The organism is Algoriphagus aurantiacus (assembly GCF_035156405.1).
GTDB lineage: Bacteria > Bacteroidota > Bacteroidia > Cytophagales > Cyclobacteriaceae > Algoriphagus > Algoriphagus aurantiacus.
Window position 1 is genome coordinate 122,477 of record NZ_JAXRUT010000003.1, and the last position, 22,598, is coordinate 145,074.

General features: G+C 39.3%; 19 protein-coding genes. 11 read left to right on the forward strand and 8 right to left on the reverse strand.

The annotated features are described in order from the left end of the window. Positions 1-200 precede the first annotated feature (200 nt). Positions 201-2,627 (forward strand): hypothetical protein, encoded by a 2,427-nt coding sequence (locus tag SYJ56_RS04165; protein ID WP_323832378.1) that lies wholly within the window; start codon positions 201-203, stop codon positions 2,625-2,627. A 16-nt stretch (positions 2,628-2,643) separates the two neighbouring features. Here the strand turns inward: SYJ56_RS04165 and SYJ56_RS04170 are convergent, their stop codons facing one another. After that, entirely contained in the window at positions 2,644-4,047 is a 1,404-nt protein-coding gene (locus tag SYJ56_RS04170) for a hypothetical protein (protein ID WP_323832379.1), read from the reverse strand. Positions 4,048-4,809: 762 nt separating this feature from the next. Here SYJ56_RS04170 and SYJ56_RS04175 point away from each other — a divergent pair. From SYJ56_RS04175 to SYJ56_RS04190, 4 genes are all read left to right on the forward strand, one after another. Next, positions 4,810-5,661, forward strand: a complete 852-nt coding sequence (locus SYJ56_RS04175) for an alpha/beta hydrolase (protein WP_323832380.1) — start codon at positions 4,810-4,812, stop codon at positions 5,659-5,661. A 171-nt stretch (positions 5,662-5,832) separates the two neighbouring features. After that, positions 5,833-6,915, forward strand: coding sequence for a serine hydrolase domain-containing protein (locus tag SYJ56_RS04180; protein WP_323832381.1), 1,083 nt, complete (start codon positions 5,833-5,835; stop codon positions 6,913-6,915). 375 nt (positions 6,916-7,290) lie between these two features. Beyond that, a complete protein-coding gene (locus SYJ56_RS04185; protein ID WP_323832382.1) occupies positions 7,291-7,539 on the forward strand; it encodes a DUF6364 family protein in 249 nt (82 codons plus the stop codon). Next, positions 7,536-7,949 (forward strand): type II toxin-antitoxin system VapC family toxin, encoded by a 414-nt coding sequence (locus SYJ56_RS04190; protein ID WP_323832383.1) that lies wholly within the window; start codon positions 7,536-7,538, stop codon positions 7,947-7,949. The genes SYJ56_RS04185 and SYJ56_RS04190 overlap by 4 nt, the downstream gene beginning before the upstream one ends. 6 nt (positions 7,950-7,955) lie before the next feature. Here SYJ56_RS04190 and SYJ56_RS04195 read toward each other — a convergent pair whose 3' ends face one another. Next, complete coding sequence (locus tag SYJ56_RS04195) at positions 7,956-8,699, reverse strand: LytR/AlgR family response regulator transcription factor (RefSeq protein WP_323832384.1); 744 nt, start codon at positions 8,697-8,699, stop codon at positions 7,956-7,958. A 112-nt stretch (positions 8,700-8,811) separates the two neighbouring features. Next, a complete protein-coding gene (locus SYJ56_RS04200) occupies positions 8,812-9,885 on the reverse strand; it encodes a sensor histidine kinase (RefSeq protein WP_323832385.1) in 1,074 nt (357 codons plus the stop codon). 335 nt (positions 9,886-10,220) lie between these two features. Here SYJ56_RS04200 and SYJ56_RS04205 point away from each other — a divergent pair, with 335 nt between their 5' ends. Further along, positions 10,221-12,728, forward strand: coding sequence for a TonB-dependent receptor (locus tag SYJ56_RS04205; RefSeq protein ID WP_323832386.1), 2,508 nt, complete (start codon positions 10,221-10,223; stop codon positions 12,726-12,728). Between the two features lie 334 nt (positions 12,729-13,062). On the opposite strand, the gene SYJ56_RS04210 is transcribed toward SYJ56_RS04205, so the two are convergent. The 3 genes from SYJ56_RS04210 to SYJ56_RS04220 form a co-directional block, all read right to left on the reverse strand. Next, complete coding sequence (locus tag SYJ56_RS04210) at positions 13,063-14,043, reverse strand: pyruvate dehydrogenase complex E1 component subunit beta (protein WP_323832387.1); 981 nt, start codon at positions 14,041-14,043, stop codon at positions 13,063-13,065. Between the two features lie 82 nt (positions 14,044-14,125). After that, positions 14,126-15,496 carry an NAD-dependent succinate-semialdehyde dehydrogenase gene (locus SYJ56_RS04215; RefSeq protein WP_323832388.1) on the reverse strand — a complete coding sequence of 457 codons (1,371 nt, stop codon included), beginning with the start codon at positions 15,494-15,496 and terminating at the stop codon, positions 14,126-14,128. Next, positions 15,493-15,891, reverse strand: coding sequence for a rhodanese-like domain-containing protein (locus tag SYJ56_RS04220; protein ID WP_323832389.1), 399 nt, complete (start codon positions 15,889-15,891; stop codon positions 15,493-15,495). Before SYJ56_RS04220 ends, SYJ56_RS04215 begins: the two co-directional genes overlap by 4 nt. A 69-nt stretch (positions 15,892-15,960) precedes the next feature. Here SYJ56_RS04220 and SYJ56_RS04225 point away from each other — a divergent pair, with 69 nt between their 5' ends. Then, the gene (locus tag SYJ56_RS04225; RefSeq protein WP_323832390.1) at positions 15,961-16,470 is read left to right on the forward strand and encodes a metallophosphoesterase family protein; all 510 of its coding nucleotides are present in this window, start codon (positions 15,961-15,963) and stop codon (positions 16,468-16,470) included. A 429-nt stretch (positions 16,471-16,899) separates the two neighbouring features. Here SYJ56_RS04225 and SYJ56_RS04230 read toward each other — a convergent pair whose 3' ends face one another. Then, positions 16,900-17,043 (reverse strand): hypothetical protein, encoded by a 144-nt coding sequence (locus tag SYJ56_RS04230; protein ID WP_170857096.1) that lies wholly within the window; start codon positions 17,041-17,043, stop codon positions 16,900-16,902. A gap of 166 nt (positions 17,044-17,209) precedes the next feature. On the opposite strand from SYJ56_RS04230, the gene hisS reads away from it, so the two are divergent. From hisS to SYJ56_RS04245, 3 genes are all read left to right on the forward strand, one after another. After that, on the forward strand, positions 17,210-18,571 hold the full coding sequence (gene hisS / locus SYJ56_RS04235; RefSeq protein WP_323832391.1) for a histidine--tRNA ligase: 1,362 nt from the start codon (positions 17,210-17,212) through the stop codon (positions 18,569-18,571). 41 nt (positions 18,572-18,612) lie between these two features. Beyond that, positions 18,613-18,948, forward strand: coding sequence for a YbaB/EbfC family nucleoid-associated protein (locus SYJ56_RS04240; RefSeq protein WP_323832392.1), 336 nt, complete (start codon positions 18,613-18,615; stop codon positions 18,946-18,948). 128 nt (positions 18,949-19,076) lie between these two features. Then, positions 19,077-20,084 (forward strand): glycosyltransferase family 2 protein, encoded by a 1,008-nt coding sequence (locus SYJ56_RS04245; protein WP_323832393.1) that lies wholly within the window; start codon positions 19,077-19,079, stop codon positions 20,082-20,084. Here the strand turns inward: SYJ56_RS04245 and SYJ56_RS04250 are convergent. Continuing rightward, positions 20,081-20,299, reverse strand: a complete 219-nt coding sequence (locus tag SYJ56_RS04250) for a PspC domain-containing protein (RefSeq protein WP_091695064.1) — start codon at positions 20,297-20,299, stop codon at positions 20,081-20,083. The genes SYJ56_RS04245 and SYJ56_RS04250 overlap by 4 nt on opposite strands. 136 nt (positions 20,300-20,435) lie before the next feature. On the opposite strand from SYJ56_RS04250, the gene SYJ56_RS04255 reads away from it, so the two are divergent. Continuing rightward, entirely contained in the window at positions 20,436-22,178 is a 1,743-nt protein-coding gene (locus tag SYJ56_RS04255) for a tetratricopeptide repeat protein (protein ID WP_323832394.1), read from the forward strand. Positions 22,179-22,598: the final 420 nt, after the last annotated feature.

Consider the following 22,598-nt stretch of genomic DNA (forward strand, 5'->3'; position numbering starts at 1 on the left):
TAAGGAATTATTTCAAATCAGTTGAAGACTTTCAAGGAAAACTTCGGATTGCGCTGATCGATTGGAAACTCGGGGCACTGGAGAGTGGGCCTTTACAACCACCTTTATCACTTAATTTACTGAAACCTACCACTAGAAATCGTTTGACTTACCGGGCAAGGCAGACTCCCTTCTTTGGAAGAACTCATGAGCTTACAATTTTGAGTGATTTTCTATCTGAAAAAACTTCTTTTTCTTGGACTGTAGTAAGTGGTCCAGGTGGGTCAGGTAAAAGTCGACTTGTGCAGGAATTATGTGTAGACTCCGCTCCATACTGGCGTGCAGGTTTTTTAGCACCTGGTCATAGTTTTGTCTCTTGGGCAACTTGGAAGCCATACAAAAACACGCTCATAATTATAGATTATGCAGCAGAGCGAATTGATGAAGCGAGGAATATATTTAATGGGCTTGTGCAAAACCAACAAATTACTGATGGACATTTATTTGTTCGCGTTATACTGGTTGAACGTGAAGGTAAAGGTCAATGGCTTGAGAAACTCTTAGGGAACCGTTCTGAGAGATATGTTTTAGAACAAGTAAGATATTCGATTGCTGATATTGAGCTGACATCAATGTCAGAAGAAGTTTTGTGGGAAGGATTAAATATCTTGAATCAAGATCAAACTGCATCTTTGCCTTTGCCTCCAAGAGAACAATTGATATCAGATCTAAAGGTTATTGATCCACTTTGTCGTCCGCTTTATACCATTCTGGCTACTGATGCATTGATATCAGGACGAAATATCCGTCTTTGGGATCGTGAACGGTTGATGCTCGATGTACTCGGCCGAGAACGTCAGAGTTGGTTAGAAGCTGGTGTGACCAGACCATATGAGAATTTGCTCGCTTTAGCCACAATGGTTGGTGGATTAACTGAGGCTGTTTTGGAACAGACAGATTTAAATATAGACTTGCCAAACTTTGAGTCTTTTGATAGGAATTTATATAGTGCAATGAGTGGGTGTGCTCTGGAAGGCGAGGATCTGCCTCCCTTAAAACCTGATTTGGTTGGTGAATTTTTCGTATTGAATCACATTAAAGGCAGGAATGAACGTCTAACAGCCAAGAATGCTAGGGATTTATCTTCAGCAGCCTGGAAAATATGTGGTGGAAGCGAGCAGAGGAACTTTTTTATCGAGCTTATTAAGTATGTTTCTCCTTCAAAATTGATATTCTTTCTTAATCGGCTCATCATTGATTATGGGGATCATCCAGCAGCTATCTATTTTCTATATCGGCCTGAAGGACCTGATATAGATCTACTTTATTGGGGAAGTCTTGTTGTTGCGGGGATTCACGACAATCTATCTTCCGGTAAGATCGAAAATGCCAGGTTACTATTCAGCTTTCTTTCATCACTTAAGCCGGATGAATTGAGGACTATTGATGCTGAGGATATGTTGGTAAAGGCAGCATTCACTTTTTTATCCAGTAAAGAATGGCTAGAACTACCTGAAGATCCAAACAGCATGTTGCAACTCGCAAAGGAGCAAACATTTAAAGAATATTCGACTTTTAGTACTCGCCTGGCATATTGTCACGGATCTGCCAATGCAATAAATTCTTTGCTGACCGCAGGAAAAAATAGCATTCTAAATCAAATTTTGGATGACCAATACATTCTTGTACAAGAACATCCTGAGGAAAATCAACTGCAGGCTCAGTATGCAAGAAGCTTAAGAATCCTAGTCTGTTCTGAAGGTGAACTTGAACAGCGTGAAGCATATCTTGAGACCCTTAGATCCTTCTGTAAGCACTTTGAAAATAATATTATGCTGTATGTTGAACTGGCTAAGGCAGCTGATTCACTAATAAATATATACCTCAATTCTGATCGCATTGGGGATGCAGAAAGAATGAACCAGATTATTAGAGGCTTATACAGATTACGTACAAAGCAGCGTATTATTCAAAATCCAAGCTCTTATGAAGATATCATGGATTTCAAATTGGAAGTATATGAGGATGATATTGTGGAACTGGAATATACCTTGGCCAAATCCGATCTTTGGCTGATCGAACCCTTTATCTTAGCGAAACGATACCGCGATTCTAATTATTTACTTAAAGAAATCAATCGAATTTGGCAAATGCGACATCCAAAAAATCCTGATTATGCCATTTTGTGGGGATATGCACTAATGAAAGACGCAGATGCTTGTTCGCAGCTAGGGCAGTTTAATATGATTGCAAAAGCTGTTAAGGAATTGAACGAATTGGCGGAGAAATTTCCAGACCATCAAGCTATTCTGGGTTTCAGCTCAAAAATTGCGACGATTGGTTTTAACTGTGCGATTGCGCAAATGGATATCCCACTTGCTGAAGAAATGTTCGCAATTGTGAAAGAATTGGCCAACCCTCCTCAAGCATGCCAAGAAGCAATAGTGAATTATGCAGATTGTGCTTTTAAACTATGTACTACCTATCAGGAAAAAAAAGAGGACGAAAAATCAATGAGGGTGATACAAGATGCAATTTTGGCATTGCGCTCAGAAACATACAAACAAGTTTTGCTAGCTCGTAGCTCCGAATCCAGTATTCACGAGTTTTATGAATGGCTTGACAAGGTTGAGACCTGGCCGGATTAAATTTATTTTTGTACTATTATCCCACATTGCTCATGGTAAAAAACAAGAGCAACAAGAAATATCCCATTTCTGTTGCGGCTTCATCATCAACTTCGGCACGTGTATAAAGCGGATACAATTCCGCCTTCTCAATTTTTAATTCAGGCATGGACAATATTTTTTGCGAAGTTGTTATAGTGCCCATGTTTTTGGAAAGCTTAGCACCACCATGGGAGCTGCTTTCCGGGTTGATATTAATAAGGGAAAGGATGGCATCGAGTTGGTCCTGAATCCGGATCATTACCAACCTGTCGTATTCTCTGTATACCACTTCAAACTTGTTTCCTTTGTAATATCCTGTAATGGTATACAACGCTTCCGAAAGGTCATCATCGCCCATCTGAAATTGTAAATTGTGCAGAGAAATGTCATTCATTCTCACTATTTGCTTATAAAAAATAAACTGAGCGATCAGGAGATCCTGGTCATAATAGGCACCGGTTATCGGTGAAAGTATTCTTGAGTCCAGTTCATCATCATCAAGGGTTGCCTTCAACGATTCTTCGAGCCAGTCAAGTCTTACCTTGCGCTTCAATCCGTCGTGTGTGTATATGGCTCCAGTTCTTTTTTCCTTCGATTTCAACGTGTAGTAGGTATCTATGCCGGTGATTTGAGAAAATATACCCGCCAGTATTTCATTGCCGCTCACGTTAAAATCAACATCAAATAAACCACCCGGCTTGTAAGAAAAGTCGCTGAGCACAAGTGAATCGCGCAACAACTTATAGCTGGTGTTCGATTGTTGCATCATAGCACCGGCTACGGCGAGTGTATATTCTTTTTCTATGGGCATGTGTGTGGCCACTTGCTGCCGTATTAATTCCGACGATCCGAGCGAAACAGGACCAGGAGAATTTGGTATTAAACCCACACATTCATCAAACATGAATAAGAAAACGTTCATAAACTCATTTTCATCCATCCATGGCTGTTTGCTAAATCGGATACTCACGGAGTATGGATCGAGTTCGTGCTCCACTATTTTATCAAGAATCACTTCTTTGTTTTTCCTGATGATCACATTCATATTCCAAAGGACCTTGTAATTGGTCGTACCCCGGGTGATGGACGAGGCAATGGCAATGTCGAAATCGGCGTCAGAAGGCTTGGGCATTTTAACTTTAGTCTTGCCGAATCCACTTATAAGGCGATAGTCAAAATGATCCGGCCAGATGATCTCCGAACATTGTAAGTGCTGGCGAAGGCGCTCGTCTATTTCTGTCGTCAGCTCTCGCTCCAATACATAGTCATCGAGAAATTTCGGGAAGTTATCTTCAGTTTGCCAGCGGAGTGAATGTTCAAGATGTACAATGCGGGCGGTCTGGCCGACTGCTGAAAATTGGAACAGCAACAGGCCAATAAATTGGAGGATTGTTTTCATGGCTGTTATATTAGCTATGATTAATTTAAACAATAGATTTGATTTATGCGCATGTTGTGGGGCAATATAAAATGACTAACTGTCTGTTTTTCAGGCAATAATGTTTATGGTAATTCAATAAAACTCTTATTGCAAAAGCTAGAGTGTAAAGGGATAAACAAAATTGACTTTTGTAAAGTAGATCTACCAAAAGCCAGACATTGAAATGGTATTAAAATCAGATGAAGAAAATAAGACAAACGAGAAGGCAGGAACTGTAGTTTTTGGTGACCTAGATCAACGAGGAGAAAAAGAATGAGTAATATCGAAATAACATATTTAGTTGTGGCTACAATAGTATGGTTTTCGGGTTACTTTCATAATGGACGTTTTGTCCGACCGAGATGGAAAATTCCGGGAAAATTTATTTTTTATATGGGAGTTTCTTTTGCCTTAGTGCATTGGTTCGGGCATTGGGGTTTGATATTCATACTAGGACACCCAATTATTGGTTTGATTTTTCACATAAAGGTTTGCAAGGAAAACATTATAGATTGGAAGACTTGTGAACCGAAAGGGAAATACCTCGAATTACAGGAAAAATGGGCAAAAGGAGACTTTCACAAATCGACAAAAAACGAATAAAACGTGCTATAGTAGCACATCAGAAAAATGTGGGACGGATTGTGGTTTCTGATAGGCTCCTTCTTCGTGGCTACCTTTGTCAAGGGTGGGCAGGGAAGTGTTCTATAAAGCCCCGCCTTCGGGTCTCTTCAAAACGTTATGTGTAAAGATACAATAATGAGAAGTGCTATATTACTATTTATCTTTTCTGCATTGAGTATAAATGTATTTGCTCAGACAGACACTTGTACCTTCAGCTTCAATAAACACAGGCTAAAGTCAGAACACTTGCAGCAAGAGCGCAATTTCTGGGTAAGTCTTCCTCTGCAATATTCAGACACTTTGGAATATAGCGTAATGTATGTTTTTGATGCAGAGTGGAGATTTAACTTGATTAGAAATGTTGAATTTGACTATTCTGCCAATAATAAAATTGATAAACACATTATAGTTGGTATCCCGCATATTGATTCCGAATATCAACGCGGTATTGATTTGTCATTTAGCCAATCAAGAATGGAATATGACGGTGAAGCGGTAGACTCTACTTGGTATAATGACACCAACTCTGGTGGAGGGATGAAGTTTTATAACTATTTAACTCAAGAACTCATGCCAACTGTAGACTCCTTGTACTCGACCAACGGAAATAACACTTTGATTGGTCACTCTATGGGAGGATATTTTGCGGGTTACATTTTATCCATGAATCACCCCTTTACTACTCTTCACTTGTATGATCCTTCAATTTGGTATAGTGACGGAGAAGTCATAAAGGTTATCAAAACGGGAATTCCTAAAAAAGATAGGGTTAATGTTCTAATTACGTATCAACCTGTTCCGGATTTCCACAAAGAAAAAATTGAACAGCTGATCCAAGGATTGAAAAAGACAGATAACATATCATTGAATTACCATTTTTACAAAAATGAAACGCATAACTCTCTTTTTTTACCAAGCTTTATTGAAGGAGTGGAATTGCAAATTGAAAGTATGAATACACATAAATAAGTGATATAGCACATGCCTCTACTGAGTTACTTAAACGACCATGGTAAAATTGAAATATTGGCGATATTTGAAAGTACCGAGGCACGTGCCATATTTGAACATTATGTGTATTGGCAGGAAACCGTCTAGCTAACATAAACAGAAATAATTATGAAATACATTTTAAGCTTTTTGGGATTTTTGATTTTTACTGAATATTCAATTGCTCAAATTGACCAATCCGATTCGGTTTACATAAATCAGGCGTATTCAGATGATGTTCAAAAGGCACAGGGAATTATAGTTGACTTGATGAACGAAAAGAACATTCCAGGTCTTTCTGTGGCTATTGCTACAAAAGACCAACTCATTTGGGCACAAGGATTTGGATTTGCAGACTTGGAAAACAGGACTCCTATAAAGATTAATTCCAAATTTCGAATAGGCAGTGTATCAAAAACATTAACAGCTTTAGCAATCACCAAACTAATCGAAAATGGACAATTAAGTCTATCGGATGATGTTCGGAAATATGTTTCCTACTTTCCTGAAAAGAAATACCCAATTACGATTGGTCAACTGGTATCACATACTGCAGGTGTCAGAGATTATAACTATAGGAATGGAGAATACTTCAGTGACAAAAACTACAAATCTGTACAAGAGAGCATCAATATTTTTAAAGAGGACTCCCTGCTTTTTAAACCTGGTTCGAAATACAGCTATTCAACTTATGGTTATGTATTATTAAGCGCGGTAATTGAAGGTGTAACAAAAGTGGATTTCATCGATTTTATGAGAGAAAGTATACTGCTGCCTATGGATTTAAAAAACACTATGCCTGATTATAATAATGACATTATCAGTAATCGGGTTCGATTTTATGATGAAGTAGATGGGAAAATAGTAAATGGCTATTACGTAAACAATTCTAATAAATGGGCAGGTGGTGGTTATCTTTCCACACCCTTCGACCTTGTCACGATGTGTCAAAGTTTATTAAGTCATCAATTTTTGAAAGAATCAACCACCCAGCTTTTATGGACACCAGCAACATTAGCTGATGGACAAAAAACAAACTATGGACTTGGATGGAGACAAGACCTTGATAGCTTAGGTCGAACTTATGTGCATCACGGGGGGAGTTCAATAGGCGGACGTTCTTTTTTACTACTCTATCCAAATGAAGAACTGTCTATTGCAGTAACAAGTAATCTAAGCACAAATTTTGATCAAAAATTTGTATTGAAAATTGCTGAACTGTTCATTGAATAATGGTTCGATTGAGAAATTAAGATAGAAACCACTACCTACAAAACACCGCATTTAATTTATTGCCAATTCTAGCGTACTTGCGAAAATCCGCAAGGATTTTCATTTTGGTTGGTATTTACTAAATCAGTTGACGAACTACACATCAAACCATATTCAAATTGCCATACGCAAAAAAACATAGCAGAGAAATCAACCAATCAATTCATCCATTTACTCATAAACTCCAAGAAAGCCTCTTTGTAGTTGTCGCTTACACTGATGTGATTTTTCCCGATTTGGATACTAGTCGGTCGCTAAGCTTATTTACCTGTATAAAAACCAAGATTAATATTTTTACGTATTAAATTTTTATATTTGCACGTATAATAATTACATATGGATACTAAACTCACTTTAAAACTTGATCAAGAGGTAATTGAAAAAGCTAAGCTATATGCGTCAGAGAAGAAGTTGAGCTTGTCTCGATTGATTGAGAATTACCTTAATTCTTTGACTTCAGATCAGCCAACTGATGAGCTGGAAATTTCTCCATTTGTGAAAAGCATTTCTACTGGGGTGAAAATACCTGCTGATTACGACTATAAAAAGGATCGAGCTGATTATTTGGAACAGAAATACAGATGAGCAGGATTTTTTTAGATACCAATGTTATTTTGGATCTATTGGGAGAAAAATCTCCTTTTTATGATGCAATTGCAAAGGTTGTGACCTTGGCAGATCAGAAGAGGATTACTGTAATTGCTTCCCCACTTTCATTTACTACTGCAGATTACGTTTTAAGTAAATTTGAATCTTTAGATTCAGTTTTAAAGAAACTACGCAAGTTTAAAATTCTCTGCGAGGTATGTGTTGTGGATGAAGAAACCATTGAGAAAGGATTGAACTCAGGTTTTAAAGATTTTGAAGATGCGGTTCAGTATTTTACAGCATTGCAGGCAAATTGCTTTATCATCCTTACTAGAAATGGAAAAGACTTTAAGGGTTCTACCTTGCCGGTGATGACAGCTGAGGAATATTTAAACAGTATTATTTAAAAAAAATCAATTCATCCATCTACTCATAAACTCCAAGAAAGCCTCTTTGTAGTTATCACTTACGCTGATGTGGTTTTTGCCGATTTGGATCACATTTTTGGATACAGAGTCTATATGGTCTAGTGCCACGATATAGGATCGGTGAACTCTCATAAACTTATCCGAAGGAAGCAATTCCTCCATGCTTTTCAGACTGGTCAAAGAAAGAACTGGATTCGGCTTAGAAAGCAAGTGCACTTTTACATAATCCTTGTATGCTTCCACGTAAGCAATATCCTTTAGCATTACTTTGACTAGTTGGTATTCTACCTTTAGAAAAATGTATTCCTGAGATGAAGATTCAACGGGTGTGGCCTCAGTTCTAGGTAGCGCTTGTTTTTCGAAATAAGAAAAAGCTTTGGTAGCGGCATTTAAGAAGTCTTCGTAGCTGTAAGGTTTGAGAAGGTAGTCGAGTGCTTCTACCTTATATCCTTCGATAGCAAACTGATGGTAGGCTGTTGCAAAAATGATCCTGGTCTTATCCGAATTTTTCTTTCCATCCAATACTCGTGCGAGCTCCATACCGGACAAGTCAGGCATCTGAATATCCATAAAAGCAAGCTGCACCTCATTTTGATTGATGAATCCCAAGGCTTCAATAGCATTGGAAAACCTGCCGATTAAATTCAGAAAGGAGGTTTGTTCAATGAATTTGCTGAGTAATTCCAGTGCAAGCGGCTCATCGTCTATGGCAACACAGTTGAGTTTCATGTGTATATAATTTGATTTTCAGTGGTCACATAGCCTGTCCCGAACTTGATTCGGGAGAATCTCGCAAATCTTATAATCATCCCGGCCTGTGACGCTTGGGACATGCTCGATTTCATTCTAGATTGATAGTAAGATTTACCCAATACTCTTGTTTGGCTTCGTCTTTACCAAATTTCAGGCGATGTTTATCCGGATAAAGTAGGCTCAGTCGTCTTTGGGTGTTTACTAAACCAATGCCATTTTCCTTAGCTTCTGGACTATCAGAATGTACCGGAAAAATATGGTTTCGTGTTTCGAAAAATACGGTTTTGCCCATAATCTCCAGTTTAATCATAATTTCGCTTTGCTGCTGGCTGCTTATTCCATGTTTGAAAGTATTCTCCATAAATGGGAGCAAAAGCATAGGAGCTATCACCAGATCGTCTTTTGGGTCGTCTATAGAGATATTGAGGATTACTTTTTCAGTTAACCTCATTTTCATCAATTCTATGTAATCATTTATAAAACTGACTTCTCTACTCAGTAATGTTTCATTTTTTTGATTTTCATATAATACATAGCGCATCATTCTAGATAGTTTCAAAAGAGCTTCCTGAGCCTTTTTTACATCCAAATTTGTGAGGGCATATATATTATTAAGGGTATTAAAGAAGAAGTGAGGATTGATCTGGGCTTTTAGGTACGAAAGTTCTGTGTTGATTCGCTGTTGGTCCAGTTCTCTTCTGAGCGACTCATCTTTTTGCCATTTTTGCACAGAAGCTACAGAGGTGCTGATTCCAATGGTCAATAGATAGAGCATGATGTTGAATATATCGCCAGACGTTCTGCGAGGCTTTGGTTTATAAGGCTCATCTGGGTTAAAAGCTTTATGCATCAGTTCCTGCAAATTCAGGGAATTCTCGGCATAAATAAGCAAGCCAACAAAGAGCACTGCTCCAAGTATGATAGTCAATAGATATACTGCGTGCTTTCCCTGTAATAATACCTTGGGTACAAACCAGAGCATATTTATGTAAAAGATACAGATAAGCAGCACTGCCATGAATACTTGCCTAACCCAAAACTCTACTGGGATGTCGACACGCCAGGAGAGTGGGGAAAGAAGCAATAGCACCGTGCTTAGCATGGCCCATCCCAGAATATGTACTAGAATCGAAACTCTTCTCTTAGGACTTAGATTGATCATAAATCTGATTTTCAGTATTCAAACTAACGCAAAGCACTCCTTTATATAAAATGTAATCTACCAATTCGGCGATTATAACTACCAAAGTGCTATATGAACAGATGAACCGACTCGCAGATTGATTTGAAGGTTTTATCCGATGAAAACGGGTGTTTGTCGATGAAACTACCCTAGCCGTCTATTTACGAAAAAACTGCGAAACAAACCCTGTTGTTTTGGGGTATCAACTAGCACGAGGTCCAAGAATTGAGAATAACTGGTGATCAATAAAGGGCTTCAAAGGAAAAAGAGTAATTCTTAAATCACCAGCCCAAATGAGCAAATACCTACTAAAAATGAAAAAATTATTTAACATTATCGCCGTTCTTCTTCTGTTCAGCACTAGTGGCGTAATAGCCCAGCAGACCACGGGAAAAGTAACTACTCCTGCTAAAATCGTTGGTATTGCCAAGGATGTGAATACAGGAGATCCTGTGGCTTATGCTACAGCTGCTCTTTATGTCGCCGGAAGTGAGACCAATATTGCTGGAGCAGTTGCTGACGGCGATGGGATGTTTTTCATCACAGGTATGGATCCTGGAACTTATGATTTGAAGATTAGCTTTTTGGGTTTTGAAACCAAGACGATCAGTGGTATCCAAGTAGTCTCCAAAACGGGAGATGTTAATATTGGAGAAATTGAAATGACTGACGAAGGACTTGCTCTGGAAGAAGTGACGGTACAAGGTCAGCGTGATTTGATCGAAGAGCGAGTGGATCGTACAATCTATAAAGCTGAAAATGATAAGACTACTGCAGGTGGCGATGGAACAGACGTACTAAGAAGGGTACCGATGCTTTCTGTGGATCTGGATGGTAATGTGTCCATGAGAGGAAGTAGCAATATCACAGTGCTGATTGATGGTAGGCCTTCAGCAATTGCGGCAAGCAGCATTACAGATGCATTGAAGCAGATTCCTGCTGACGAAATCAAATCAGTAGAGGTAATCACTTCTCCATCTGCAAAATACGATGCTGAAGGTACTTCAGGGGTGATAAACATCATCACTAAAAAGAATAATCTACAAGGCATGTCTGCCAATATCCGTACAGGTACAGGCTTGAGAGGTACTGATTTTGGACTTAATGCAAGTGCAAGAAAAGGCAAGTTCGGATTTACTCTGGGTGGGTTTGGTAGAGCGGGTTATAATACGCCAGGTGGCTTTGATAACATGCAGGTTGTGACAAATCCTGACAACTCTATCTCAACTGTACTTCAGTCAGCAGATACTAAAAGAGACTTTCTCTTTGGACGATATAACTTCGGGGCGGATTATGAAATTGACCAATACAACTTCTTAACGGCAGCAGTGAATTTCGGCATCAGAAACTCTACAAATTTCCAGAACAACTTCCTTACTCAGAATTTCCTTGATGGTGATTTAGTGAGAAATGCACTAAGAGAGACAGATACTAAAGACAACTCAAATTCCATAGATGTCAGCTTAAACTACACTAAGACTTTTGAGAAAAAAGGAAAAGAGATTTCTGTGTTGACTCTGTATAGTAGAAATAATCGGGAGAATTCTTTTGTAAATACACTGTTTGAAGAGGATTTGTCCACCATCGATTCTCGATTGAAAAATGACAATCCTAGTAAAAATGAGGAGTTTACTATACAGCTTGACTTTGTGGAGCCACTTGGAAAAGAAGGTAATTCTATCCTGGAATATGGGGCAAAAAACATCTTAAGAAAAGCTTACTCTGACTTTGCTTATTTCCAAGCAGACGGAGCTGATGGCGAATATGTAGAGAACCTGAACCCAAGCTTCAACAATGAATTTAGCTACGATCAGAACGTAACGGCTGGTTATTTATCATACACAGCTACTCTGTTTAAAAATTACACGATCAAGCCAGGTATCAGATATGAGTATACTACGATCAATGCTGATTTCAAAACCGAGGCAGTTGCAGATATCCCTTCTTATGGCACGTTTGTTCCAAGTTTGAACTTGAGTAGAAAGCTTGCCAATGGCAACCTGATCAAGGCGGCTTACAACAGAAGAATTTCCCGTCCATCGCTTAGGTTTTTGAATCCAAATATTGATGCATCTAACCCGCTTCAAATTTCTCAGGGTAACCCTGAATTGTCTCCTGAATACACTGACAATTATGAGTTGGGCTATAGCACCTTCTTCAAAGGCACTATGATAAGCTTCAGTGGATTCTTCAGAAATACGACAGGATCTATTCAGTCCGTGAGAACTGTTCAGGATGATGGTGTTATTTACACTAGCTATGACAATATCGGTCAAGAAAATGCAGTGGGAACAAACATCTTTACCAATATCAGCATCAGTGATAAGTTCTCATTGAACGGTAGTGTGGATGCATACTATGCAATGCTTGATAACGGTCTTACAGATCCCGATTACGCAGCCTCCAATGAAGGATTCGTAGTAAGTGGTCGTCTATTCGGAAACTACACACTTCCTAAAGACTGGCAAGTTCAGGTGTTCACTTTTGCTAGAGGTAGAAGTGTGCAACTGCAAGGTTCTTCTGGAGGATTTGCAGCATATGGACTAGGGCTTAACAAGCAGTTTGATGAGAAAAGAGGTAGCATTGGTTTCGGTGCAGATAACTTCCTTTCCAAAGAATTTAAAATTAAAAACGAGATCATTACACCAACTATTGTTCAGAACAGCACGAACATCATGCGTAACATGAATTTCAAAATCAACTTTAGCTACAGAATAGGTAAGCTAAGCGTAGATCAGAAGCCTAGAAAGAAGAAATCAGTGACTAATGATGATTTGAAAGAAGGCGGAAGTGGTAATGTTGAAATGACTCAGAATAAATAATTAAAAAAAGTAAATAGTAGATTGGGTTACAAGAGGAAAACCCGTCCTAGTTTGAGGGCGGGCTTTTTTATGCTTGGAGATTCAAATTTACCACAGTGAGCGCGGAGGTTTACGCGGAGTACGCAAGTGTTTTGCTCCAATCACTTACTTGGTTCAAGGTACTATCATGAGTCTTCAGACCTGCCTGCTGCCAGGCAGGCTTGGACCCTAACCAATGCAGTCTCATGACTGCGTCCGATCTTCTTTTTTTGTCGCAGAACGACTTCAATTAAAAACAAAAAGCCCGACTCCATATCCATGAAGTCGGGCTTTAATATATTTAGAATCAGCTTTATTAATCTTTATAGCAGACCTTCTTAATTGCATCTACGGTTCTCTTCACATTTGGCAAAGTAGCCTCAATATAAGTTGGCGAGTAGCTCAAAGGAATGTCCATGGAGTTCACACGGATTACAGGTGAGTCTAGGTAATCAAATGCATAGCGCTGGAAGTGGTAAGTCAATTCAGATGAAATACCTGCGATAGGATTGGCTTCTTCTACGATCACTACGCGATTGGTTTTCTTCACAGATTCCATGCAAGTGGCGTAATCGATAGGTCTTACCGACCGAAGATCAATGACTTCGGCCTCAATCCCTTCTTTAGCCATTTCTTCAGCAGCTTGAAGAGCAACCTTCATCATTTTCCCAAAGGAAATAACAGTCACGTCTTTTCCTTTTCTCTTCACCTCAGCTACGCCGATTGGAAGAAGGTACTCTCCCTCAGGTACTTCGCCTTTGTCGGAATACATTACCTCAGACTCCATAAAAATCACTGGATCTGGGTCACGGATGGCTGCTTTCAAAAGGCCTTTTGCATCGTATGGATTAGAAGGAACGATTACTTTCAGACCTGGAGTATTAGCAAACCAATTTTCGAAATTAGAAGAGTGCGTAGCACCAAGCTGTCCTGCATTTCCGGTAGGACCTCTAAAAACGACTGGTACACTATAAGCTCCGCCTGACATGGCTAGCATTTTTGCGGAGGAGTTAATGATCTGATCTATTGCTACTAAGGAGAAGTTGAACGTCATGAACTCGACAATGGGTTTTAAACCGTTCATCGCAGCACCTACAGCTAATCCGGAAAAACCAAGCTCGGCAATAGGAGTATCATAGATACGCTCAGGGCCGAATTCATCTAGCATTCCTTGGGACACTTTGTATGCTCCGTTGTATTCAGCGACTTCTTCGCCCATCAGAAAAACGTCTTTGTCACGTCTCATTTCTTCAGACATTGCCTCTCTTAAGGCTTCTCGAAACTGTATTTCTCTCATTAGTTATGACAAAATTTTGGCTCGTAAAAATAGAAAGGAATTGGCCAAAACCAAAAATTAAGCCTGCTTTATCCCTAATAGATTAGCCCAAATACATTGTTTTTGAATTTACGAACTCTAAAATCCCATATCTGCTCAATTCTCTTCCGAAACCTGATTTTTTTACTCCGCCAAAAGGTAGGTGCAGATTGGATGCTACCATAGCATTGATGAAGACTGCACCGCTCTCTATTTTTGAAGCTAAATGCACCGCTTTTTCCTTGTCCTCTGACCAGATAGATGCTCCCAGACCAAACTCAGAATCGTTTGCTAAGGCAATAGCATCTTCTTCATTTTTTACCTTGAAAATAGTAGCTACTGGCCCAAAAAGCTCTTCATAATAAGCTGGAGCATTAGTTGGAATAGCAGTCAAAATCGTGGGTTGAAATACAGCTGAATCTTCTTCAGGCTCTTCACCTCCGAAAAGGAGAGTAGCTCCAGCCTTCACAGAATTTTCTACCTGAGTATAAAGTTCTTTTGCCAGATCCGGTCTTGCCATGCAAGCAAAATCAGATCCTTCTTCCATCGGATCTCCTTGTTTCAGGTTTCTGAAATGTTCAACAAAGAGTGTCAGGAAATCTTCGTAAACTTCTTCTTCTACAATAAACCGTTTGGCGGCAATACAACTCTGCCCAAAATTGATCATCCTGGCTTTTACCGCTGTTTCCGCAGCTTTTTTGATATCCGCATCCTTGAGAACTATGAATGGATCGCTGCCGCCTAATTCGAGAAGGGATTTTTTTATATGCTTTCCTGCTGCCGCAGCTACAGATGCCCCTGCTTTTTCACTACCAGTGAGCGTGACAGCTTTGATTCTATCGTCTTCGATCAACTTGGTAGTGACTTTGGAATCAATCAGAAGGCTTTGGAAAGTACCCTCTGGAAACCCTGCTTCAGTGAAGACTTCTTCAATTGCCAGAGAGCATTGTGGAACATTGGAGGCATGCTTCAATACGCCTACGTTGCCAGCCATTAGAGTGGGAGCGGCAAAGCGGAAGACTTGCCAAAACGGGAAGTTCCAAGGCATTACCGCCAGAATGATTCCAAGGGGTTGATGAATTACTTTGGCTTTTTTGCCATCCGGCAAATCAATCGGCTCGGCTTTGAGGAATTCTTCAGCTTTTTCCGCATAATACTCGCAGACTAAAGCGCACTTATCAACTTCTGCTAAAGATTCTTTGAGGACTTTCCCCATTTCCAGGGAAATGATCTTGGCGTATTTTTCACGCTTATCCTTCAATACCTTAGCTGCTTTGTTCATTAATTCAGCTCTTTTAGAAACGTCTGTTTCTTTCCAATTGGAGAATGCTATTGAACCAGCACTCAGCTTTTTCTCAATATCTTCTTCAGAATGAGATTGGAATTCCGCGAGTAATTCTCCTGAATAGGGATTAATTGATTTGATTATTGTCATTTTTCTATAGGTTTTCCAGCTTCTTGCCAAGCTTCTATTCCTCCGTCCAAGGAATAGATGTGAGTAAATCCTGCCGCTTTCATAACTGATGCTGCATCTCCGGATCTGACTCCAGTTTTACAGTATAGCAGGTAAGTTCTTTTTTTGTCCAGCTTGGCAATCTCACTTTTGAAATTATTATTTTTATAGTCAACGTTAGTTACGCCCAGCAAATGCCCCTCAGCCATTTCCTCAGGAGTGCGTACATCAAGTATTCGTACCGCGCCTTTGTTTTTTGCCAGTTCTTCAAATTCTGCTACGCTAAGGGCTATTACCTTAGAAGATTGAGCTTGGGTAAATACAGTACTCACAAGAATGATGGCAAATGTAAGTATGAGAATTTTTTGAAGTTTCATGTTTTATGAGTTTGATGTGAACGATTGCTATTCCATATTGGAATGAAAATTTAGCAAGATTAAGTTCAAATGCCTACCAAGATCGCCCTCATCTCTGATTCTCATAGTTATATAGACCACAAAACGCTCTCCTATCTAGAGGAGGTGGATGAGATATGGCATGCCGGGGATATTGGGACCTTTGAAGTGATGGAATCATTGCCTCAGGGAAAGCCAGTAAGGGCTGTTTTTGGAAATATTGATGACAAGGCGATGCAGCAAGCTTACCCCGAATGGCAGGAATTCACCCTGGAAGGAGTGAAGGTGCTTATGACGCACATCGGGGGCAAACCTCCCCGCTACGCCACAGGTGTCAAAGTGAAAATTAAAGAATCGGCTCCTAATCTTTTTATTTGTGGGCATTCACATATTTGCAAAGTAGAATTTGATAAAACAGTGAATTGTCTCTACATGAATCCAGGAGCTATTGGGCAGCATGGGTTTCACGTGATGAGGACTATGCTACTTTTTGATTTGGATGCTGGGCAAGTGAAAAATCTTAGAGCGGTGGAACTGGGGAAACGAGGGAAGTTGGGCTGATTTTTACTGGTAAGTAGTTAGTTGTAGGATTTGTAATAGGTAGAATGTAAAAAGTGAAAAGAGTCGCAGTTTTCAGTCTCAGGATTCAGTAATAAGCTTATTGCCAATGTAATTCATACCTGATAGGTTTTGAGAATATGGCCGGTAATTTCTCTGTAAGCTTCCAAGGTAATCCGCATATTTTCCATCAAGTATCCTCGGGAAATATAGTAGACTTCTAGAAGAAGCGGAACAGCCACTCAGATTGCCACTCGTAAGCTTTTCATGGCGATGAAGGGATTCTCTCAAATCCTTTGAAAATTCAAAAAAATAAGGAAGTCTAAAGTTGTGTACTCCGCGTTGCTCTCTGTGCTCACAGTGGTTAAAAAGTGGTCCAAAACAAAAAAAAGCGATCAAATGACCGCCTTCAATGTTTTTGCAGAAATAAAATTATTTCGCGAAAGACTTCTTAAGCTCTTCAACGTCCACGTTTCTGATTACAGGCTGAGCAGACAATTGCTTGATCTTAATCACACGTGTGGTCTGAGATTGTCTTTTTCTTTTAAGTTTTCTCTTCAGTGTAGTAACTGCCATGGTCGTATATTTTTAATAGTATTGTTTCGAAACGAGTCGCAAAAGTAAATAAACATTTCTTTTTAGCCTAAATTATTTTGGGATTTAATTGTTGGACTTTCCTGATATCAGGGAGCATTTCCTTTTTTTTGAATAAATTTGGCAGCTAATCACCAAAAAATAAGCTATGCAAAAGCCAAGTCTGCCAAAGGGAACCCGTGATTTTGGGACCGTCCAGATGGCCAGAAGAAATTATATCCTAAATACAATCAGGGACACTTTTCAACTTTTTGGCTATAATCAGATCGAGACTCCAGCAATGGAGAACCTAAGCACCTTGACCGGAAAATACGGCGATGAGGGTGATCAGTTGCTTTTCAAGATTCTGAATAGTGGGGATTACCTGAAGAATGTAGGGGAGGAGGATTTGCAGCTTGGCTACAAGCAAACTCTTACAAAGATTTCTGAAAAAGGCTTGCGCTATGATCTTACTGTTCCCTTTGCCCGCTTTGTGGTGATGAACAGAAATGATTTAACTTTTCCATTCAAGCGCTTTCAGATTCAACCTGTATGGCGTGCTGATCGACCTCAGAAAGGTAGATACCGCGAATTTTATCAGTGTGATGCAGATGTGGTTGGTACGGATAGTTTACTTTGCGAAGCAGAAATTATTCTGATGATCCGATCCGTTTTCGAAAAATTGAAACTGAATGATTACAGCATCAAATTGAACAACCGAAAAATCCTTACTGGAATTTCTGAAGCTATAGGTGAAGCGGGAAAAGAAGGTCCGCTTTGCGTAGCAATTGATAAGCTGGATAAAATCGGCTGGGAGAAAGTCAAAGAAGAATTAAGTGAGCGGGGTTTTGGAGCGGATTCAGTGGGGAAATTGGCTCCGTTAGTCACGTTGGAGGCTGATCATGCAGGTAAGTTGGCTTTTCTTAAAGAATTCTTGGCATCTAGTGAGATTGGACTTCAAGGTGTAAGCGAATTGGAAGAAGTGTTTCAGATCTTGACGAACATGGGTGAAAACCTTGATTTCGTAGACTTGGATATTATGCTGGCCCGTGGACTCTCGTACTATACAGGGGGGATTTTTGAAGTAAAAGTGAACCATGTATCTATAGGATCCGTCAGTGGTGGTGGTAGATATGATAATTTAACGGGAGTTTTTGGGCTTTCGGGAATGTCTGGAGTCGGATTTTCGTTTGGCGTAGATCGCTTGTACGATGTGTTGGAAGAGCTGGATTTATTTCCAGAGGATAGCGTTCAGAGCACGAAAATTCTTTTGACACACTTTGATCAGAAAGCGTTTGTTTATGCTTTAGGAATATTGAAGAAATTCAGAGCAGCTGGAATCAAAGCAGAACTTTACCCTGATTTGACCAAAATGAAAAAACAACTTGATTTCGCTTCTAAAAAGGCGATTCCATTTGTTGGCATTTGCGGTGATGCTGAGATTGAAGCCAATGTGATAGCATTGAAAAATTTAGAAACAGGTGCTCAGGAATCCGTAAGTTTGGAGGAAGCAGTTGAGCGATTGAAGTAAATTGATAATCACAATAGAGAGGGGATCTTAATAACGAAAATATGTTTGATATAATGGGCATGATGGGCAAAGTGAAAGAAGCCCAAGAAAAAATCAAAGAGACACAGGCCAAGCTTGTGCATCTTACAGCGACAGGTGAATCTGGAGCGGGTATGGTGAAAGTAACCGTAAATGGAGATAGAAAAGTCGTAAGTATAGAATTCGATGACTCACTTATTTCACCAAAAGACAAGGAAATGCTGAGTGACCTGATTGTAGCTGCTACCAATATTGCGATGACAGCCATAGAGATGAAGATCAAAGCGGAGATGAAATCAGCTACGGAAGGCATGATTCCAAATATCCCTGGAATGGATCTAGGCGGAATGTTTGGATGAAATCGAGCCTGCCTGCCGGCAGGCAGGCATGACTCAAGCGTCACACAAAGAGATGATTGACCTTGCGAGATTCTCCCGAATCAAGTTCGGGACAGGCTATGTGGCCAATAAAAATCAATTATAAACACATGAAATCCTGTGCTATTGTCATTCTGAATTACAACGGGGAAGAAATGCTAAATACATTTCTTCCTTCTGTTTGTATGTATAGTTCGTATGATGTGTGGGTGATAGACAATTCAAGTACTGATGGTTCATTAAATTTTTTAGAGAAAAACTATCCTCAAATTCAGCAAATCAAACTTGAGGAGAATTTTGGCTATGCTGGAGGTTACAATAAAGGCCTAGCTGAAATTGAAGACCACTACGAATATTTTATACTGCTCAATTCCGATGTGGAGGTTACAGCCGGTTGGGATGTAAATCTGATAGCTTGGATAAACGCTCATCCTGACTATGCTGCACTTCAGCCTAAGATTTTGTCTTGGAAAGAAAAAGACACATTTGACTACGCAGGTGCTGGAGGTGGTTTTTTAGATGCCTATGGCTATCCTTATTGCAGAGGGCGGATTTGGGATTCGGTAGAAATAGATAAGGGAAATTACAATGATGCTATTGACGTAGATTGGGCTTCAGGAGCTTGCATGGTGGTAAAGTCTACACTTTTCCATCAGTTGTCGGGATTTGACTCAGATTTTTTTGCCCACATGGAGGAGATTGATCTTTGCTGGCGTATGCGGAAGTCCGGTTGGAAAATAGGCTATCAAGGCTCGGTGGAAGTATATCATCTAGGAGGAGCCACGCTTGATAGGGCTAGTCCTAAGAAAATGTACCTGAATATTAGGAATAGCTTAAGTATGCTTTATAAGAATGAGACTTCGTCTAGATTTTTCTGGATTTTTCTGGTCAAATCTTTGTTAGAGCATTTAGCTGCTATGAGTTTTATAAGCCAAGGCAAAAAGGAGTTTTCAAAAGCAGTATTAGATGCCTATCGAGACTTTAGAACGAAAAAAAGTACAATTGAGAAGTTCCAACCTAAAGTGGATGGAAGAGAAGAGGTGAAAAGAAAAGGAAAAATCAACCTGATCTTTTGGTATTGGAAGGTATTAGGTAAAAAGAGCTACGATCAGCTTTAATCGAAAAGTACTGGATTATTCTTTTTCCGGAAGAACTTTCTGATTTTCATTGTCATCGCCATGCTCACATATAATATCACCGGTGAGCCCATCGTAACAAAAGAGGCATAAATAAAGAATAAACGAATGCTGTCAATAGGGAAGTTGAGTTTTTCACCCAAGCGCGAGCAAACCCCAAATGCTCTTTCTTCGAAGAATATTTTCAGCTTTTCCATAGTAATAGGTGGTTTCGTTGCGGTAAATTTAGAAAAAAGACTTGTGAATTAATAAATAAGAATGATAGACCAATTGTTTAAGAAAAAACCTGTTTTGCTTTTAGTCATATTATTGCCTCTTATTTGTAGTTCAATAATGGTGCCCCAAACTGATTTCTTGGAAGATTCCAAAGTGAACCCAGGAAAGCTAGAATTCTTTAGGGATTCTGTTCGGTTTGAGGTGACAGGAACCATTCCAATCGAATCAGTTCTTAGTCCGAAAAACCCAAAAGTAAATATTCTGCTTAAGTCCTCGGAACACTCTATGCTCTTCGAAGGGCTTGAATTGACCAAGAACCTGGCTGCGTATTCTTACAAAAAATCTTTCGTCCTTGCTTATGAACCATGGATGGAAGGAGCTTTTTTGGAAGCACAATTTTTTCAGGGGAAAAAAGCTCAAGCTGTACCTTACCAAAAGAAGATTCTTGCCAGAGGTGTGATCACTACCCCGTTACTGGCAAAAATAGGCGCGGTCAATCCCGATGAACCTATTCCTCAAGTAGGACTTTTTATTTCAACAGGTGTGATGGATGCAGATCTTTCCCGTTCGAAGGAATTCCTGATCAAGTTCGAAGAAGGATCATCCACTATAAATATGAATAGTGCAAACATGCAAGCTATTGCTGATTTGAAGACTTTTTTGACTGAAAATTCATCGGTTGTATCTTTAAAGATTACAGGGACTCAATCCCCGCAAAATTCAGAAGGTAAGAGCAGTAAATTGGGAATGGATAGATCAGAGGCTGTAAGTAGACTTTTGAGAGAATCAAATATTAACCTTAAGGATAGTTTATCAGAAGTGAGTTCAAGATGGAACGATTGGTTTGATTTTCGGCTACTACTTCGAGAATATGAAAAGATATCCACTCAAAGAAAAGATCAGTATTATGCTATTTTGTTAGACGGGTCAGATTATCAGAGCCAAACCCAAGCATTAAAAAAGATTCCAGGGTTCAATCAAGTTGCAAGTGATTTATTTCCAAATCTAAGAGCTGTCAAAATTGAGGTAGTGGCAAAACCACTACCAGGACTTGACCAATCTCAGAGCGCTGTCCTTCAAAAGGCCTTAGAAGAGAGCACAGCAAATTCGGGACTAGATCTAGCTGATTGGGCGATTGCTGGAGAGACCACACCGAGAATGGAGGATAAAGCGAAAATCTACAGTAAGATGACAGAGCTATTTCGATCCGTGATACCTTATAATAATTTGGCGGTAGTGAAGATGCGTCTCGCTCAGCGTACACTTGATCAAGACACTAAGGATTTGCTTTGGAAAGAAGCGAATGACTTGCTTTATCAAGCCGCTAAAATTGATACCAATCCCTATGTGCTTCATAACCAAGGACATATTATGGTTCTGCAAGGAAAAACATGGGATGCGTATAAGAAACTATCTGATGCTTCTGTGCTTACTCGTAATCAGGATTTTCTGAAGTATAACGAAAGTTTGAGGGGAGCACTTGATATCATGAGAGGGGATTATAAGCTGGCTACACTCCGGTTTGATTATCCTTATTCAGAGCCAAAGGATTTTTTTAATAAGGGATTAGCCTATTTTCTATCAAAGGATTTTGCCAACGCCAGTTTGTCATTTGAGCAGTCAGTGATGGCAGGAAGGAATTACGGATATGGCTTTTATGGACTTGCAATGATAGCTGCAGAAAGTGGTCAAACCGAGGTCGCATTACTGCAATTGGATAAAGCAATTCACGCTAGTGAATTAATTTATCAGAAAGCATTGGTTGATCCGATTTTTGAAGAAATCAGGTCTTCTGATGATTTTTTTCAAATATTCAGGCCATCTGTTAGCATAAATGAAAAAGAAGTAACAATTATTTAATATCTCGTCTAGCAATGACAAGAAAGAATTTTTGAATTGTATTATTTTGGTTTTTGGTAAACTCATTAAATACGCTAAATTGGAGCTGTGTAAGCTATCCATGGTGTAGATATCTACTGTGATTTTGAATAAATTCCAAATTTTATTATTGTCTTTGAATTTGATTTTTATTTAAGATTTTTTAACATTGAGGAATTAGTACAATTAAAGTAACCCAAAATATTTGCCTATGACCTATTTCTACTTAGAAGTAGTATTCCCTCCCCAAAGCATCTTCTGATGCTCTCAAACTAAAAGGTTTCTTAATTAGTCGACTTAACTACCAAGGTATAATTGCAGTTTCTTCTTGAATTCCATGTAGGGATTTTATGCAATTATTTTGAGCAAGATCGCAAACGATTGCATTAACAAATATGAAAA

Coding starts and splice junctions, on each gene's coding strand:
- SYJ56_RS04170 (WP_323832379.1), bottom strand. CDS start 4,047: ATGAAAACAATCCTCCAATTTATTGGCCTGTTGCTGTTCCAATTTTCA.
- SYJ56_RS04175 (WP_323832380.1), top strand. CDS start 4,810: ATGTGTAAAGATACAATAATGAGAAGTGCTATATTACTATTTATCTTT.
- SYJ56_RS04185 (WP_323832382.1), top strand. CDS start 7,291: ATGGATACTAAACTCACTTTAAAACTTGATCAAGAGGTAATTGAAAAA.
- SYJ56_RS04190 (WP_323832383.1), top strand. CDS start 7,536: ATGAGCAGGATTTTTTTAGATACCAATGTTATTTTGGATCTATTGGGA.
- SYJ56_RS04195 (WP_323832384.1), bottom strand. CDS start 8,699: ATGAAACTCAACTGTGTTGCCATAGACGATGAGCCGCTTGCACTGGAA.
- SYJ56_RS04200 (WP_323832385.1), bottom strand. CDS start 9,885: ATGATCAATCTAAGTCCTAAGAGAAGAGTTTCGATTCTAGTACATATT.
- SYJ56_RS04205 (WP_323832386.1), top strand. CDS start 10,221: ATGAAAAAATTATTTAACATTATCGCCGTTCTTCTTCTGTTCAGCACT.
- SYJ56_RS04210 (WP_323832387.1), bottom strand. CDS start 14,043: ATGAGAGAAATACAGTTTCGAGAAGCCTTAAGAGAGGCAATGTCTGAA.
- SYJ56_RS04215 (WP_323832388.1), bottom strand. CDS start 15,496: ATGACAATAATCAAATCAATTAATCCCTATTCAGGAGAATTACTCGCG.
- SYJ56_RS04220 (WP_323832389.1), bottom strand. CDS start 15,891: ATGAAACTTCAAAAAATTCTCATACTTACATTTGCCATCATTCTTGTG.
- SYJ56_RS04225 (WP_323832390.1), top strand. CDS start 15,961: ATGCCTACCAAGATCGCCCTCATCTCTGATTCTCATAGTTATATAGAC.
- SYJ56_RS04230 (WP_170857096.1), bottom strand. CDS start 17,043: ATGGCAGTTACTACACTGAAGAGAAAACTTAAAAGAAAAAGACAATCT.
- hisS (WP_323832391.1), top strand. CDS start 17,210: ATGCAAAAGCCAAGTCTGCCAAAGGGAACCCGTGATTTTGGGACCGTC.
- SYJ56_RS04240 (WP_323832392.1), top strand. CDS start 18,613: ATGTTTGATATAATGGGCATGATGGGCAAAGTGAAAGAAGCCCAAGAA.
- SYJ56_RS04245 (WP_323832393.1), top strand. CDS start 19,077: ATGAAATCCTGTGCTATTGTCATTCTGAATTACAACGGGGAAGAAATG.
- SYJ56_RS04250 (WP_091695064.1), bottom strand. CDS start 20,299: ATGGAAAAGCTGAAAATATTCTTCGAAGAAAGAGCATTTGGGGTTTGC.
- SYJ56_RS04255 (WP_323832394.1), top strand. CDS start 20,436: ATGGTGCCCCAAACTGATTTCTTGGAAGATTCCAAAGTGAACCCAGGA.